Origin of the sequence: Lachnoclostridium sp. An131 (genome assembly GCF_002160825.1) — a bacterium.
Taxonomy (GTDB): Bacteria; Bacillota; Clostridia; order Lachnospirales; family Lachnospiraceae; genus Laedolimicola.
The window spans coordinates 115369-132497 of record NZ_NFLI01000002.1; the positions used below are offsets into that span (position 1 = coordinate 115369).

Annotated in this window: 14 protein-coding genes; 12 read left to right on the forward strand and 2 right to left on the reverse strand. The window is 51.2% G+C overall.

Annotated elements, in window-relative coordinates; all coding sequences use genetic code 11:
- The first annotated feature begins 45 nt into the window (after positions 1–45).
- The 7 genes from B5E77_RS02160 to B5E77_RS02190 all read left to right on the forward strand — a co-directional run bounded on the left by B5E77_RS02160 (position 46) and on the right by B5E77_RS02190 (position 7601).
- Positions 46–933 (forward strand): AraC family transcriptional regulator, encoded by an 888-nt coding sequence (locus B5E77_RS02160; protein ID WP_087163752.1) that lies wholly within the window; start codon positions 46–48, stop codon positions 931–933.
- Positions 930–1994, forward strand: a complete 1065-nt coding sequence (locus B5E77_RS02165) for a uroporphyrinogen decarboxylase family protein (protein ID WP_087163753.1) — start codon at positions 930–932, stop codon at positions 1992–1994. The genes B5E77_RS02160 and B5E77_RS02165 overlap by 4 nt, the downstream gene beginning before the upstream one ends.
- 35 nt (positions 1995–2029) lie before the next feature.
- On the forward strand, positions 2030–3037 hold the full coding sequence (locus tag B5E77_RS02170; RefSeq protein WP_087163754.1) for a uroporphyrinogen decarboxylase family protein: 1008 nt from the start codon (positions 2030–2032) through the stop codon (positions 3035–3037).
- A 36-nt stretch (positions 3038–3073) separates the two neighbouring features.
- Complete coding sequence (locus B5E77_RS02175; RefSeq protein WP_087163755.1) at positions 3074–3718, forward strand: corrinoid protein; 645 nt, start codon at positions 3074–3076, stop codon at positions 3716–3718.
- Positions 3719–3885: 167 nt separating this feature from the next.
- Positions 3886–5388 carry a sugar ABC transporter ATP-binding protein gene (locus B5E77_RS02180; RefSeq protein ID WP_087163756.1) on the forward strand — a complete coding sequence of 501 codons (1503 nt, stop codon included), beginning with the start codon at positions 3886–3888 and terminating at the stop codon, positions 5386–5388.
- Between the two features lie 7 nt (positions 5389–5395).
- Positions 5396–6400 carry an ABC transporter permease gene (locus tag B5E77_RS02185; protein WP_087163757.1) on the forward strand — a complete coding sequence of 335 codons (1005 nt, stop codon included), beginning with the start codon at positions 5396–5398 and terminating at the stop codon, positions 6398–6400.
- Between the two features lie 100 nt (positions 6401–6500).
- Positions 6501–7601, forward strand: a complete 1101-nt coding sequence (locus B5E77_RS02190) for a substrate-binding domain-containing protein (RefSeq protein WP_242963551.1) — start codon at positions 6501–6503, stop codon at positions 7599–7601.
- 90 nt (positions 7602–7691) lie between these two features.
- Here B5E77_RS02190 and B5E77_RS02195 read toward each other — a convergent pair whose 3' ends face one another.
- Positions 7692–8540, reverse strand: a complete 849-nt coding sequence (locus B5E77_RS02195) for a helix-turn-helix transcriptional regulator (protein WP_087163758.1) — start codon at positions 8538–8540, stop codon at positions 7692–7694.
- A 165-nt stretch (positions 8541–8705) separates the two neighbouring features.
- Between B5E77_RS02195 and B5E77_RS02200 the strand changes: the two genes are divergently transcribed.
- The 3 genes from B5E77_RS02200 to B5E77_RS02210 all read left to right on the forward strand — a co-directional run bounded on the left by B5E77_RS02200 (position 8706) and on the right by B5E77_RS02210 (position 13134).
- On the forward strand, positions 8706–12002 hold the full coding sequence (locus B5E77_RS02200; RefSeq protein WP_087163759.1) for a DUF5107 domain-containing protein: 3297 nt from the start codon (positions 8706–8708) through the stop codon (positions 12000–12002).
- Complete coding sequence (locus B5E77_RS02205) at positions 11999–12427, forward strand: ureidoglycolate lyase (RefSeq protein WP_087163760.1); 429 nt, start codon at positions 11999–12001, stop codon at positions 12425–12427. The genes B5E77_RS02200 and B5E77_RS02205 overlap by 4 nt, the downstream gene beginning before the upstream one ends.
- A gap of 143 nt (positions 12428–12570) precedes the next feature.
- The gene (locus B5E77_RS02210) at positions 12571–13134 is read left to right on the forward strand and encodes a hypothetical protein (RefSeq protein WP_162609621.1); all 564 of its coding nucleotides are present in this window, start codon (positions 12571–12573) and stop codon (positions 13132–13134) included.
- A gap of 108 nt (positions 13135–13242) precedes the next feature.
- Here the strand turns inward: B5E77_RS02210 and B5E77_RS02215 are convergent, their stop codons facing one another.
- On the reverse strand, positions 13243–14613 hold the full coding sequence (locus B5E77_RS02215) for a sodium-dependent transporter (protein WP_087163762.1): 1371 nt from the start codon (positions 14611–14613) through the stop codon (positions 13243–13245).
- Between the two features lie 341 nt (positions 14614–14954).
- On the opposite strand from B5E77_RS02215, the gene B5E77_RS02220 reads away from it, so the two are divergent.
- Positions 14955–15443, forward strand: a complete 489-nt coding sequence (locus B5E77_RS02220) for a QueT transporter family protein (RefSeq protein ID WP_087163763.1) — start codon at positions 14955–14957, stop codon at positions 15441–15443.
- 381 nt (positions 15444–15824) lie between these two features.
- A complete protein-coding gene (locus B5E77_RS02225; protein WP_087163764.1) occupies positions 15825–17102 on the forward strand; it encodes a galactokinase in 1278 nt (425 codons plus the stop codon).
- The last annotated feature ends 27 nt before the right edge of the window (positions 17103–17129 follow it).

A 17129-nucleotide genomic window follows, 5' to 3' on the forward strand; every position in this document is an offset into this window, starting at 1 on the left:
AAAAGCGGGGAAGAGATGGGTATTATAGACGAAGAGAGGTAACAAATGAGCAAAATAGAAGAGAAAATTGCACAAATGCTGATGGAACATTCCCTGAAGCTGGAGGTCCGGAACGCAGGCGTATTCCGTTTTTTGAAAAGCTACCGCTTTGAGCGGCACAACCACAAAGAGACAGAGATTGTGTACATAAAATCCGGTCACTGCATTATGGGTGTCGGAGAAGAGTTCGTGCCTCTGAAGGAGCGAGACAGCATTATTGTGTACAAGGGAGTTCCGCACTGGTTCATGGTGGATAAAGGAGAAGGCTGTCAGATCGCTCAGGTAGAATACTATGTAGAGGCGCCTGAGGATCTGCAGGAGAGTCTGGCGGTGTTCCGCCCGGCCCGCTACCACAAGCTGACGGACAGCGAGAACATCCGGGAGCTGATTGAAGGAATCGGAAAGCTTTACCGGATTGGCGGCAATGCGGAGCTTCAGGATACGGCAATGAAAATGCTCTTTCTGCTGCTGTTTCTGGAACTGTCCTCCCAGATAGAGAAAAATGGACAGAAAAAGAGCGGCAGGATGGAAAAGCTCATCGGTTACATCAATGAAAATTATGCGTATGACATCAGTATTGAAGAGCTGGCGGAGAAATTCGGGTACAGCTCCCGCTATATCCGCAAGTGCTTCAAGGAGGAGACGGGCATCAGCTGCAGTCAGTACATCGCCTCGCTGCGGGTTGAGAAGGCGAAGGAGCTTCTGTGGTCCGGAACCGGTACGGTGACCGAAATTGCGGCGGGCACGGGCTTCAACAGCTCCCAGTATTTCTGCCGGGTATTTCAGCAGTATACGGGTATGACGCCGATGGAATACCGGAACCTGTGGAAGGGCACCAGAGCCGAAGAGCGATGCACGATAGAAGAGGAGAAAGAGGAGGAAAATTTAAAATGACGAACAGAGAGAATTTCCTTTCCCTGCTGAGACGGCAGGGGTATGAGAGAGTCCCGGTGGAATTTGTACTGTGCCCTCATCTGCAGGAGGTCTGCAGAAAAGAGCTGGGCGCTGAGGATTATGAGGAATATTTTGGAATGCCCTGGCGCAGAGTCGATGACCTGAGACTGCAGGAGCATGATGTGGAGAAATACCGGAAATTTTATGCGAAGAAGCCGCTGGCTGAGGGGGCTGATATTGATCTCTGGGGCGTAGGCCATGAGAAATCCCCGAACAGCATGCATATGACCTATATGCGTCATCCGATGGAGCTGATGCAGGAGGTAGAGGAGATTGAGGCTTATCCCTTCCCGGATTTTGCCCATGCGGACGGTTCCCATCAGGCAGAGCAGGTGAAGAAGATTAAGGAACGGGATCTGATCGCCCTGGGCGACATGCAGATGACCATCTGGGAGTGCGCCTGGTATATGAGAGGAATGGAAAATCTCTTCTGCGACATGATGATGGAGGATGAGAAGGCCGAGTTCCTGCTGGATAAGGTGACGGAGCTGTCCATGATCCGTGCCCTGTCTTACGCGAAGGCCGGCGTGGATGTGCTGTTTCTGGGAGACGACATCGGCATGCAGCACACGATTATGATGAGTGAGGAGCTGTACTGTGACTGGATCAAGCCCCGGCTTAAGAAGATTATTGACGCGGTGAAGGCAGTGAATCCGGACATCCTGATTTTCTACCACTCCTGCGGTTTTATCGAGCCGCTGATTCCGCATCTTATCGAGGCTGGAATCGACGTGCTGAATCCGATTCAGAGCGAGTGCATGGATTTTGAAGAGATTTATAAGAAATACGGCGATAAGATTTCCTTCCACGGAACCATCGGAACCCAGACAGTAATGCCGAAGGGTACGCCCCAGGAGGTAAAAGAGACAACCTGGAGAAACCTGGATATCGCCGGAGAGAAGGGCGGGCTTTTCGTGGCGCCGACGCATATGCTGGAGCCGGAGGTGCCGCTGGAGAATATCCTGGCCTATGTGGAGGCCTGCCGTACCTATAAAAAATAGCTCGTTGCCTGCGGGAATAGAAGGAGAAGATGAAAATGAAATATAACATGGATGAGTGGCTGCAGGAGCAGCTGAAAGAAGGAGAAAAGAAAGCGCTTCCGATTCTGTCCTTTCCGGGGACACAGCTGATTGGAAAGAATGTGGAAGAGCTGGTAAGCGACGGACATCTGCAGGCTCTGTGCATGAAGGCGATTGCAGACAGATTTCCCACAGGAGCGGCGTTCAGCCTGATGGATCTCTCCGTGGAGGCCGAGGCCTTCGGAGCGAAGGTACTCTACAGCCCTGACGAGGTGCCAACCATGCATGGAGCCATGATCGAGGACGAGGATCAGGCGGAGGCGCTTCGGATTCCCGAGGTGGGAGCGGGACGGACCGGAGAATGCGTAAAGGGCATGAAGGAGGCCTGCGAGCTGATTACAGACCGCCCGGTGCTGGCTGGCATCACCGGCCCCTTTTCTCTGGCAGGACGCCTTCTGGATATGACGGAGATCATGATTCTCTGCCGCCTGGAACCGGAGATGGTGGAGACGGTGCTGGAAAAGGTTACGATCTTTCTGATTTCCTACGCAAAGGTCCTGAAGGAGTCCGGAGTGAACGGAATCGTCATGGCAGAGCCGGCGGCAGGGCTTCTGTCCCCGGATCTGATGGAGGAGTTTTCCAACCCTTACGTGGAGCGCGTGAGGGCTGCCGTGGAGGATGAAAGCTGCCTGTTCATCTATCACAACTGCGGAACGGTACTGCCGCTGAAAAAGCAGCTGGCTGAAATGAACGTGCGGGCGTACAGCTTCGGAAACGCCATCGATATTGAGGAGATGTTGAAAAGCCTTCCCTCAGACCGTCTGATCATCGGAAATATCGATCCGGTGGGCGTACTGAGAAACGGCGCTCCGGAGAAGATTCAGGCAGAAACCACAGAGTTACTGGAAAGATGCTCCAAATATAAGAATTTTGTACTGTCAAGCGGCTGTGACATTCCGCCTCTGACACCTATGGAGAATCTGGAGGCATTTTTCCAGGCGGCAAAAGAATTTTACGGCAGATAAATCTGCGGGCGAAAAAGATTGAGGAGGAATAAGGCTATGGCGATTATAGAGGAAATTTCTGAGCTTCTGCAGAAGGGAAAGGTAAAGAATGTAAAGGCGCTGGTACAGCAGGCAGTGGACGAGGGCTATGACCCCAGAGAGATTCTGAACGACGGGCTTCTGGCCGGAATGGCGGTCGTGGGCGGAAGATTTAAAAGAGAAGAGATCTTCGTGCCGGACGTGTTGATTTCCGCGAGAGCCATGAATGTGGGATTGACGATTCTGGAGCCGCTTCTGGTGGAAGTGGGAAATGAAGCGGTAGGAAAAGTCGTGCTCGGCACTGTTAAGGGTGACCTTCATGATATCGGCAAGAACCTGGTGGCTATGATGTATAAAGGAGCCGGCTTCGAGGTCATTGACCTGGGAGTGGATGTATCGGCTGAGACCTTTGTGGAAAAAGCGGAGGAAGTGGGAGCGGATATCATCGGAATGTCTGCGCTTCTGTCCACGACGATGGATAATATGCGGGAAACCATCGACCTTCTGAAGGAGAAGGGGCTGCGCGATAAATACATCGTGATGATTGGCGGGGCTCCGATTACCCAGGAGTTCGCGGACGAGATCGGCGCTGATTATTATACGCCGGACGCGGCGTCTGCGGCTGAGGTAGCGAAAAAGCGCGTCCTTGAGAATCGGGCATAAGTGACAGGTATCTGCGGCGACGGCTGCGCTGAATTTGGATAAATTGCCGTATTCAAATATATATAGCACAATTTTTTTAAACAAATAAGCAAAAAAAGAAAATGAATATTGGGCGGATTTTGGTTATCATATAGCAAGAAAGATAAATATACAGAAAGGAGAAGGACATGGAAAGCGTTTTGGAATTTAAACATATTTCCAAGTATTTTCCGGGTGTGAAGGCACTGGATGACATCTGCTTTAAAGCCTATGGAGGCGAAGTGCTGGCATTTCTCGGGGAAAACGGAGCGGGAAAATCCACTCTGCTTAAGGTGTTGAACGGAGACTACAAGCCGGACGCAGGCGAGTATCTTCTGAACGGCGAACAGAAGCATTTCCGGTCACCACAGGAGGCTATCGAGGAAGGCATCAGCGTCATCTATCAGGAACGGCAGATTCTGCTGGAGCTGAGCGTGGCTGAAAATATTTATCTGGGAAGAATGCCGTCAAATAAACTTGGGGTGATCAATACGGCAAAGGCGAACCAGATGGCGCAGAAAATCATTGATGATTTCGGCCTTCCGATTTCGCCGTCCACGAAAGTAAAGGATCTGAGCATTGCCTATCAGCAGATGGTAGAGATTATGAAGGCATACAGCCGTGACAATCTGAAGGTTATCTGTTTCGATGAGCCCACGGCCAGCTTAAGCGACGCGGAGATCGACAGCCTCTTTGCGGTGATTGAAAAGCTGAAAGCTCAGGGCAAGATTGTGATCTACGTATCCCACAGAATGGATGAGATTCGGAGGATCACAGACAAGGTGGCAATCTTCAAAGATGGACGCTACATAGACACGGTGGTGACGGCAGAGACGGCAGAGAAGGATATGATCAAGATGATGGTAGGCCGCGATCTTGGTGATATCTATGCGAAGCTTGATAAGAACAAAGAGATCGGAGATGTTCTTCTTGAAGTAAAAGACGTCTCTTCAGATTATGTAAAACCGGTTTCCTTCACTCTGCATAAGGGAGAGGTACTTGGATTTTCCGGTCTGGTAGGAGCAGGACGGACAGAGGTCATGCGCGCGATCATCGGGGCAGACCCCATGAGAACCGGAGAAGTCTATCTGGAAGGAAAAAAGATCGTAAACCACTCCCCGAAGGAGGCCATGGAAAACGGCATCGTGCTTGTGCCGGAGGACAGAAAGCTTCAGGGCATTATTTCGAACCTGAGCGTGGCCGGAAATATCAATATTTCTCTGATGAAGCAGAATTCCAATAAGCTTGGCGTCATCAGCGCGAAGAAGGAAGCGAAGGAGGCAGACGACGGTATCCGGAATTTCCGTATCAAGACCCCTTCTCCGGACAAGAAGATTGTGGAGCTGTCCGGCGGAAACCAGCAGAAATGTATCGTAGCCCGCGGTGTGGCGACTCATCCCAAGGTGCTGATTCTGGACGAGCCCACAAAGGGAATTGATGTAGGCGCAAAGTCCGAGTTCTACGAAATGATCTGTGAATTCGCGAAGCAGGGACTGGGTGTGATTCTCATATCCTCAGAGCTTCCCGAGGTCATGGGACTCTCCGACCGGATCATCGTTATGAAATCGCTGAAGGTATCCGGAGAGATCATGGCAGCGGATGCCACAGAGACGAAGCTCTTAAGTATGGGTATGATAGACGAGAAGGAGTGAAAGTGAGATGGAAAATACAAAAAAAGAAAATGTGCTGAAACGGTTTGCCTCCGCTGTGGGCGGAAACAATCTGGTGCTGATCGGCGCAATTATCGTAGTGTTTATTTTGTTTACGGCGATTAATCCCAACTACCTGACCTGGACGAACTTCGTCAACCTTCTGGTGGCGGCTTCTCTGGTCGGTATCGTGGCGGTAGGCCATACTTACCTGATTATCGCGGGCCAGAACGACCTGTCCCCCGGATCTCTGTGCGCTTTCTGCGGCGTGGCGGTGGCGTTGTTCCTGCAGTGGGGGCTGCCGATTCCGGTGGCGATTTTCCTTACCCTGTGCTGCGGCGTTCTCTGCGGACTGTTCAATGCCTGGATGGTAAACTGCATCAAGCTGGAGGCCTTCATCGCGACTCTGGTAACCCAGACCATGGTCAGAGGTTTCGCACAGCTGATCTGCGACGGCCGTCCGGTGGCCATCAGCAATCAGAGCTTTATCAAAATCGGAACTGCCCGGTTCTTAAGCATTCCGGTTTCTGTATGGATTACCATTATTGCATTTATCGTTTTCGGCTTTATTCTGGCGAGAACAAGATTCGGACGCAGCATCTACGCCATCGGCGGAAGCGCTGAGGCTGCAAGACTGGCAGGTCTGAATCCCAGAAGAATTGTAACGATTTCATTTATCATCATCGGTGTGCTTACCGCTCTCGGCGGAGTGGTATTTGCGGCCCGTATGAACGCAGGACAGCCTTCTGCGAACGTAAACCTGGAGTTTGACGCCATTACAGCAGTTATCCTGGGCGGCGTATCCTTCGCAGGCGGCGTGGGAAGCATGTTCGGAACCGTACTCGGTGTGCTGCTGATTCAGGCGTTCGGTACAGGACTTATCATGGTAAACGTGCCCAGCTTCTGGCAGAGCGTGGCAAAGGGAGCTCTGCTTCTGGCAGCTCTGACCTTCGACTACATCAGAAAGGAAAGACGTGAGAAGGAGCTTATCGCGGCAAGCAAGAGAAACGCGTAAGGCACAGGTCAGAAAAAGAACAGACAAATAATGAAACATTGCACGGGAGAGGTGCTTTGTATACAGCACGAAATGTGCGGAAAAAAGGAGGAAACTTAATATGATGAAAAAGGTAGTAGCAATGATGCTGGCGCTGACACTTTCAGCTGGTATGCTGGCAGGATGCAGCTCAGGAGAGACACCTGCAGCCACAGATGACGCAGCAGCTACAGAAACAGAAGACACAGCAGCTACAGACGATGCAGCGGCTGAAGACGATGCGGCAGCAGAGGATACCGCAGCAGCCAGCGGAGATTTGCTGGTTTACGGAATCTACAAAGCAGGCGACCAGACCTGGTTCCTGGATGAAGGCGACGCTGCAAAGGCAGCTGTTGAGGCAGCAGGCGGAGAGTTCGTATATGTAGACGCAAAGATGAACCCGGAAGAGTATCTGAAGGCGATTGACAACGCGATTGCAAACAACGCATCCGGTATCGTTACCTGTACACCGGACCAGACCATGTCTCAGGCTGTTGTTACCAAGTGTGAAGAGGCCGGAATCCCGGTTGTAGCTGCCGACGACGCTCTGCAGGATGAAGCAGGCGAGAAGCTGGCTCCCTGGGTAGGCATCAACGCTTACGTAATCGGCGAGGCAAACGGTGAGTGGCTTGCTAACTATGTAAAAGAGAATAACCTGGCTGAGAACGAGGAAGTAGGTCTTCTGATCATGACCATGGACACCGTATCCAGCTGCGTACCGCGTGCTGAGGGCGAGTATGACAAGTTCACCGAGCTGGTACCGGAGTTCGATACCGCAAGAATCTTCAAGGCTGACTATGACGGAACCACTGACAAGGGAAATACCGCTGCTGCAGCAGTAATCACAGGACATCCGGAAATCAAGACCTGGCTGGTAACAGGCGCAAATGAAGAGGGATGTATCGGCGCGGTTCGTGCTCTTGAGAGCGCTGGCCTGGACAAAGACGCCTGCGTAGTTGGACTTGGCGCATACATGGCTAAGGACGAGTGGAACAACAAGGGCGCTGACGGAACCTGCATGAAGGCATCCGCATACTTCCCGGCATCCGCAGTAGGCGAAGGCTCTGTAGAAGTTCTTCTTGGTCTGATCAACGGCGAGGATGTTCCGATGGAGACAGCTGTAGACGCAGTTGTTGTTACTCCCGATGACTACAAAGAGGTTATGGGCAAGGACGCTGAATAATACATACGGATCAAACCTGAACAGTAAAACATCACATCAGAACGGGGGACTGCCGGAAGGCAGTCCCCCGTTCTGATGTGATGCAGGAAATCAGTTCAGAATGGACTGGCGGTACTGGGAGGGAGTTACGTTTTCCCATTTCTTAAAGGTGGTGCAGAAGCTTGTCTCGCTGTTAAAGCCGGTGCTGAAAGCGATATTCTTGATGGACGTCTCTGTAGATTTCAGCAGATATTTTGCCGCGGACAGGCGGGTCTTGATCAGATACTGGTGGGGCGTAATTCCTGTTTCCTTTGTAAATACCCTTGAAAAATGAAAGGGGCTCATATTAGCTTCGGACGCCAGCTGTTCCAGAGACAGGTCGCTTTGAAAATGCTCGTTGATGTACGAGATGGCGTCAGCCATGGAAGTGCCGTATACCTTGTTTTTTCTGTTTTCCTCAGAAGAATACAGAAAATTGTTCAGGAGCTTTGTGATATAGCCGGACAGTTTTCCCTCAAGAATGGTGGAAGAGGTCCGGAATACATCATAAATTTTCTGAAGCTGGATAACGGGGGCGTCGGAACCTTCCGTGTCGAGGACCTGATCGTGACCTGAGGTGATTTCCTCAAAATAGTCCCGGGCGAGCCTCCCGTCGAAGTGCAGCCAAAGAGCGTCCCAGGGTTCTGCGCTTCCGTAGCTGTGGGGCTGGTAACAGTCCAGAAGCACGAACTGGCCGGCTCTGGCTGTGAAAGATTTTTCTGGAATAGTAATATTGCAGTTTCCCCTGGAAATGTACATGATGAGAAAGCTGTCGAAGCGGTTCCGCCGGATCCGGTAGCCGGCATCATAGTAAAAATATCCCACGGAGGTGGGGTAGAGATAGAGTCTTGCGGCCAGAGCGCTTGGTGCATATACGTAATAATCTGAGGCCGGAGAGACTTTGGCTTCCTGTGAACGCATATGAAATTCTCCTTAAAACGGGTTGTTGAATTTATTATAGGAAATCAAAAAGAGATTGTCAATTTATTTAAACGTCTAAGCAAAAAAAGCTAATGAATACAGGGAATCTCTCGGATATAATAAAACAAAAAAGATAAATAATTCTGAAAGAAAGGATGCGTGAAAATGGGTGAAGTAAAAATCTGGGAAGAGCGGGTGACGATCCCTACCTACGAGGTAGGAGAACCGGACAAAAATCCTATGTTCCTGGAAAAGAGAGTGTATCAGGGGAGCAGCGGAAAGGTATATCCCTATCCCACCACAGAGAAGATCAGCAGAGAGAAGACGGATAAGGAATATCAGGCAGTCTTTCTGGAAAATGAGTACATCAAAGTGATGATTCTGCCGGAGCTGGGCGGAAGAATACAGAGGGCCTATGACAAGACCAATGATTATGATTTTGTATATTATAATCATGTGATCAAGCCGGCTCTGGTGGGCCTTGCGGGTCCCTGGATCTCAGGAGGAATCGAATTTAACTGGCCCCAGCATCACAGACCTACGACTTACATGCCGGTAGATTATAAGCTTCAGGAGAATAAAGACGGAAGCAAAACCCTGCTGGTAAACGATGTGGATCAGATGTACGGAACAAAGGGAATCGCAGCCTTTACCCTCTATCCGGGCAAGGCTTACATAGAGATCCGCGGACAGCTTTACAACCGGACTTCCATGCCCCAGACGTTCCTCTGGTGGGCGAACCCGGCTGTGGCGGTCAACGATTATACCCAGTCGATTTTCCCGCCGGATGTACATTCGGTTATGGACCATGGAAAGAGGGACGTATCCCGGTTCCCTATTGCCAAGGGTGTATATTATAAGCATGATTACAGCGAAGGAGTAGACATCTCCCGCTATAAAAATATTCCGGTGCCCACCTCCTATATGGCGGAGCATTCCGACTATGATTTTGTGGGCGGTTATGATTATCAGAAAGAGGCAGGCCTGCTTCATGTGGCGGACCATCATATTTCTCCCGGAAAGAAGCAGTGGACCTGGGGCTGCGGAGACTTCGGAAAGGCCTGGGACAGAAACCTGACTGACGAGGACGGTCCCTACATCGAGCTGATGACAGGTGTGTTTACCGAGAATCAGCCTGACTTCACCTGGCTGAAGCCCTTTGAGGAGAAGACCTTCAAGCAGTATTTCATGCCTTATAAGAAAGTGGGAGCAGTAAAGAATGCGTCTATCCATGCGGCTCTGAACCTGGAGCCTGCAGAGGATCACATCCATGTGGTAGTCTACGCCACAGAGCGCTATGAGAATGCCCGTATCGTGGTGAAGAAGCAGGGCGAAGAGGTATACCAGGAAGAGACGCTGCTGTCCCCGGTAGATATCTATGAGAAGGATATCCCGGTGGGAGCAGAGAAGCCTCAGGATATTCATGTGCTGGTTTACGCGGGCGACAGACTTCTGGTAGAGTATCAGCCGGAAGAAGAGACCATTCCGGAGCTGGCAAAGCCTGCTGAGGCCGCAAAGGAGCCGGAAGAGATCATGACGAATGAAGAGCTGCTGCTGACGGCTCAGCATATCGAGCAGCATCGTCATGCCACCTATCTGCCGGATCCCTATTATCTGGAAGGCCTGAAGCGTGACAAATACGATATCCGTATCAACAATGCCTACGGTATGCTGCTGCTCCGCAGAGGCCGTTTCGCAGAGGCGGAAGTCTACTTCAGGAGAGCGATTAAGCGCCTGACCTGGAGAAGCCCCAACCCCTATGACAGCGAGTCTTATTACAATCTGGGACTGAGCCAGTTCTATCAGGAGAAGTATGACGAGGCTTATGACAGCTTCTATAAGGCGACCTGGACGAATGAGCAGCAGGAGATGTCCTGGTACTATCTGGCTGTTATCGCCTGCAGAAGAGGAGAGTATGAGCTTGCTCTGGACTTTGTGGAAAAGGGACTTATCAAGAACACCCACAACATCAAGGCACGCGGCCTGAAGGCGGCGGTGCTCCGGGTTCTGGGAAGAAAGGAAGAGGCCTGCGCATGGATCGCGGAGAACCTGAAAACAGATCCCTTTGATTACGTATCCAGATACGAGGCGGTTCTGAACGCGTCTGCAGAAGAAAAAGAAGCCAGACTGGAAGAAATGAAGGTGCTGATGCGTGATTTCCACGAAAGCTATCTTCAGACGGCCCGCGATTACGCAGAGGCAGGCTTCTATGAAGAGGCTGTGGAGGTTCTGGAAGGCTGTACGAAGGAATGGCCCATGCTCTTCTATTACAGAGGCGCGTATCTCCTGAAGCTGGGAAGAGAGGATGAGGCGAAGGAAGCCTTTAAGAAGGCAGAAGAAACCTGTCCGCGGTACTGCTTCCCGAACAAGCTGGAGGATATCGCAGTTCTGGAGACCGCCATTGCGGAAAATCCGGACGGAGCCAAGGCATATTATTATCTGGGATGCCTCTTCTATGACAAACTGCAGTTTGAAAAAGCTACAGAGCTCTGGGAGAAATCCATTCAGCTCGATGACAGCTATCCCACCGTACACAGAAATCTGGCTCTGGCTTACTACAATAAGCAGAATGATCCGGAGAAGGCGAAGAAAGAGCTTGAAAAGGCATTTTCGCTGGATGAGACGGACGCCAGAGTGCTTCTGGAGCTGGATCAGCTTTACAAGAAGCTGGGCGTCGATTTCGAGAAGCGGCTGGAGCTGTATGAGAGCCATAAGGATATTATTACAGAGCGTGACGACGTGATGCTGGAGTATGTGACCCTCTACAATCTGGCAGGAAAGCCGGAAAAGGCATATGAGATTATCATGGGCCATTCCTTCCGTCCTTGGGAGGGAGCAGAAGGACGTATCTCCGGACAGTATAAGATCGCGCTTCTGGAGCTGGCGAAGAAAGACATCGCGGCAGGCGATTACAGCAAAGCAGAAGAAAAACTGGAAAAGGCTCTGGTATATCCCGAGAACCTTGGAGAAGGAAAGCTGGAGGGAACCAAGGACAATAACATCTATTACTACCTGGGAACGGTAAAAGAGGCCCTGGGCAAGGAAGGTGCGAAGGAATGCTTTGAGCTTGCGGAGCTTGGAGAGAACGAGCCGGCCGGAGCCATGTATTATTACGATCAGCCGGCGGACATGATTCTTTACAAGGGTCTGGCAAAGCAGAAGATTGGAAAGACGAAGGAAGCCTTTGCCTGCTTCAATAAGCTGATGGACTACGGTGAGCGCCACCTGAACGATAAGGTAAAGAACGATTTCTTCGCAGTATCTCTTCCGGACTTCCTGATTTTCGAAGACGACATGGACAGAAGAAACAAGGCTCACTGCTATTATCTGATGGGACTTGCGAACATCGGACTTGCGAATCCGGAAGCTGCCGTGAAGGACTTTGATAAAGCTCTGGAGTATGACTTCAATCATCAGAACTGCCGGATTTATAAGGAGCTGGCGAAGGGAGAGCTGTCATGATAAGACTGGAGAGTATTACCGCGGAAAATTTCAAGGCTTACGGGACTGTGCTGGAATTTCCGGAAAATTATGGTGACACTTTTTATATTGTAGATACGGAAACAGACCAGCCATGGAGGGTAGCGGTATTCCGCTACTCCTCCAAAGAAATTAAGGTGGTAGAGAATCATCCCACTTCCAAGGAAAGCTTTGAACCCCTGAAAGGAATCACAGTGCTTCTGGCAGCAGAGCATGAGGATCCGGAAAACTACAGAGCTTTCGTGCTGGACAAACCGGTCTGCCTGAAAAAGGGCGTCTGGCATCAGGTGATGGCGCTGACGCCGGAGGCTCAGGTGAAGATCACCGAGAATCTGGAGGTGCCGTCCGAGTTTTACGAGTATGCGGTGCCCAAGTCTGTATTCCTGACAGACGACAGCGGTAAATAGCGGGTACATGCAACAAAGGCCGCCAGCAGTTTCAGCGCCGCTCCCCTTGAAGGATAAATTGACTTTATGGCATCAATGGATGTATAATTGTGCCAATAATTGTAATTTGGCTTTGGAATACAAAGCGGAGGGGAAGTTGAGTGATGAATTTATTAATAGCGATACTTATGGTTGTGGTTCTGGGCGTTATACCGGGAGCCGTCATTGGACGTACAATCCGCCGTACCTTGAATGGGGGAGACAAAAAGCCGCTTCCACCCGTGCGGATTGACCGGTCCTGCCCTTACTGCGGCGGCACTGCATTTCGCTTTGTCGACGCCGGAGAGCCCACTCCGCACCATTTTGTCTGCCCTGAGTGCCGCCGTGAGTTTGGTGATATTGCTCAGATGACGCCGGAAGAAGCAGCCAATGTGAAACGGATTAATGAAGACTGCGCGCGCGCAGACGCACTGCCGAACCTGCAGCAGATTAAGCAGGCGGTTCTGGAGTGTGTGAAAAGCGGACAGCCTGCCACCTTTGTCACGTTTACGGAGGATGGGAGAATTTTGTATAACGGCCAGGCCGTTGGAAGCTTTCATGGAGTGACGACTCAGGCCGGGCGGCTGCATCTGGCATGGATTTGCGGGGAATATTGCAGGCTTCTGTGTTCTGCCGGCAGATTCAACTGCTGGCTTATGGACAGCGGACTTGCGTGGGAATATTCATAAAACAGAAGAATTGACCAATTCAATATATTTTTGGCGCAGAAAAGCGGTTTGCTTTCTGCGCCTGTTTTTATTCTATCCTTCTCAGTTTTTACCGCGAAACGGTATGATTTACGCAAACTTCTGAATATAGCTGATGATCAGAATCGCGATTACAATAATCGGAAGAATATAAGTCACATAAAATCTGGCCCATTTCGGGAATTTAACGCCCTTTCCGGCGTCAGCCTCCGCAATGAAGCTCTTCCATCCCCATCCATAGCGGCTGGTACAGAAAAGCAGATAAAGCACGCTTCCGATAGGCAGCAGGTTATTGGAGATGATGAAGTCCTCCAGATCCTGAATGGTGGTTCCTGCGCCCAGCGGCTGAATGCTGCTTAATACATTAAAGCCCAGCACACAGGGCATGGACAGAACCAGAATGACAGCCAGGTTTACCAGGATGGCTTTTTTCCGGCTCCAGCCCCAGAGGTCAATCGCAAAGCTGATAATATTTTCAAATACAGCAATTACGGTAGAAAGGGCCGCAAAGCTCATAAATACAAAGAACAGGGAACCCCACAGGCGGCCGCCGGGCATCTGGTTGAAGACGTTCGGCAGGGTTACAAACACAAGGCCGGGGCCTTCTCCGGGATCCACGCCAAAGGCGAAGCAGGCCGGGAAGATAACGAGACCGGAAAGCAGTGCGACGGTTGTGTCCAGAATACAGATATTGATACACTCACCGGTCAGCCGGCGTTCCTTGCTGATGTAGCTTCCGAAGATAGCCATGGCTCCGATTCCGAGACTTAAGGTAAAGAAGGACTGCCCCATGGCTGCATAGACAGCCTCTCCGATGCCGTTTTCAGCCATTTTACTGAAATCAGGAACCAGGTAGAATTTCAGGCCTTCTGCAGCTCCGTCCAGGGTGACGCTGCGGATGCACAGGGCGATCAGGATCACAAAAAGCAGGCTCATCATGGCCTTATTGATACGCTCTACGCCGTTTCGAAGCCCCATGCTGCAGACGCCGAAGCTTACCACGACGGTTATCACCATCCAGAAGGTCATCTCTCCGGGATTGGCCAGCATATTATTGAAGACGCCGCCTACCTCGTCCGGAGTAAGATTCGTGAAGGTTCCTGCAGCCATTTTAACGATGTAGGAGAGCATCCAGCCTCCGACGGTTGTGTAGAACATCATCAACAGATAGTTGCCGGCAATGGCTACGTAGCTGGCCAGGTGCCATTTGGTTCCCTTCGGCTCAAGCACGTGAAAGCTTCTTGCGGCGGATCTCTGGCTTGCGCGCCCTACGGAGAATTCCATAACCATGATCGGAATTCCCAGAATGACCAGGAAGCACAGGTAAATCAGTACGAATGCGGCGCCACCGTACTTTCCGGTGATGTACGGAAAACGCCAGACGTTGCCGAGCCCGATGGCGCATCCGGCTGAAATCAGAATAAAGCCCAGCCGGGACGCAAATGTTTCTCGTTTTTCCATTTTCTCATTCTCCCTCAGTTTTCGGCCCGCAGCCAGTGGAATTCAAGCCCTTCTGCAGGCATAAATTAAGCGCTTTCTTCTTATAGAAAGACGTACATACGTATCTTAACAGAGAACAGAAACTTCGTCAATTCAGAGCTTTGACGCGGTGGCGCGATCAAGAGACGCTGTCACTGCCGCCAGGAGCTCTTGACTTTTCCCCTCCCCTGTGTTATTCTGTGACACGCAGATAAGCCCATGAAAACCAAGGTCTTTTCGGGCCTGCCGCCGATTTCCGGCGTTAAATGAATCGAGTGTTCGAGACCTTCCACTCGTAAAACAAAACTAAAGGAGAACTGAATATGAAGACAAACAAGGTGCTGTTTATTACCCAGGCGGCTATGATTGCCGCCATCTACGTGGCGCTCTGTGTGGCGTTCCAGCCTATCAGCTACGGAGCCATTCAGACACGGATCGCAGAAGCGCTGACGATTTTGCCGTTCTTTACGCCGGCAGCGGTTCCGGGACTGTTTATCGGCTGCCTGATTGCGAATCTGCTGGGCGGAGGAATCGTTGCAGACGTCATCTGCGGAAGCGCGGCGACTCTGATCGGCGCGGCAGGAACATATATGCTTCGCGGCAGGAGCAGGCTTTTAGCGCCCCTTCCCCCGATTCTTGCCAATGTGCTGATCGTGCCGTGGGTGTTAAAATACGGGTATGGTGAGCCTTTCAGCATCCCGTTCCTGATGGGAACCGTAGGGATTGGAGAGATTTTAACCTGCGGAATTATGGGGCTCATTTTGGTGGCTGTTCTGGACAGGTACCGCAGCGTGATCTTTAAGACGGCGTAGCTGTACAGGAGCTCCGGGCCCCATGGCCAGCAAATGCTTCGAGCTGGAACGGACAGGGGATCGGGAGTATGGGAGTCTATCCTGTCATCTGTATAGCGTATAGAAGAAACGAAGGGAAAAGAAGCTTCAGGCCAGATGGAAAACGGCCGGGGCTTCTTTTTTTGTGTGCGCTTCCGGCCGGGCTGCGATTTTGGCGGGCTGCCAGCGGCTGTGCCGGGAGACATATTTCTGAAAATTTTCTTAGAATTTCTTAGATAATCTTAGATTTTCTTTGATCGGGCAAATTTGTCTTGGCTTATTTCAGGGAATGGTTTACAATTAAGACAGCATCCTCCGGGGCTCATCCGGTGGAAATTTATGAAAGAAAACGAGGGTAGACGCATGAAAACGACAAAGGAATTGAAAGAGCTTTTTGCAGGCGGAGCGAAGGATGAACTTCTGAAGGACATTTATATTGACGAGGCAGTGATAGATTATCAGAGACAGCGCTATGTGGACGCCATTTCCAGGTATGAGAAGCTGTATGGCTGCGGAGACGTGGAGATTTACAGCGCTCCCGGACGAAGCGAGATCGGAGGAAACCATACGGATCACCAGAACGGAGAGGTGCTTGCCGCATCGATCAATCTGGACGCCATCGGAATCGTGGGAAGGCTGGACGGAGCTGTCAGGGTAGTGTCTGGAAACGCTCCGGAAATTGTGATTTCTCTGGATGATCTGGAGAAAAAGGAGTCGGAGAAGGAGACGACGAAATCCCTGATCAAGGGCGTGCTTGCGGGAATTCGGGAGCATGGCGGGCAGATCGGCGGATTCCAGGCTTACATTACCAGCGACGTGCTGATTGGGGCGGGCCTTTCTTCCTCAGCGGCTTTTGAGACGATTATCGGTACGATTGTTTCCGGTCTTTACAATGATATGAAGATTTCTCCGGTGGATATCGCTATCATCGGGCAGTATGCGGAAAACGTATATTTTGGCAAGCCCTGCGGCCTGATGGATCAGACGGCAAGCTCTGTGGGAAATCTCGTACATATTGATTTTGCAGACAAGAAGAATCCGAAGATCGAGAGTGTTGCCTGTGATCTGGAGGAATACGGGTACAGCCTCTGCATTACCGATACAAAGGGCTCTCATGCGGATCTGACGGATGACTACGCGGCTGTGCCGAGAGAGATGCGCGCGGCGGCCGCTGTGTTCGGAAAAGAAGTGCTGCATGATGTGACGCTGCCGCAGCTTCTGGAGAAGGCTGCTGAGGTACGTGAGAAGGCGGGAGACAGAGCCTTCCTCCGGGCAGTGCATTTTGTGACGGAGAATCCCAGAGTGCGGGAAGAGGTAGCAGCTCTGCGCGCCGGAGATTTTCAGGCGTTTCTGCGTGCGGTGAAGGCTTCCGGAGATTCCTCCTTCAAGTACCTGCAGAATGTGTATACAAATCATGATGTGCAGCACCAGAACGTTTCCGTTGCTCTGGCTGTCAGCGAGGCGGTTCTGGGCGGCAATGGAGTCAGTCGTGTGCACGGAGGCGGCTTTGCCGGAACGATCCAGGCTTTTGTAAAGAACGAAGCTGTGGCGGAATATAAGAAGGTGATGGATCAGACCTTTGGTGAGGGAGCCTGCAGCGTACTGCAGATCCGTAAATACGGCGGAATGAAGGTTTTATAACAGGCATCGAATAAAGAAAGCGTGAGA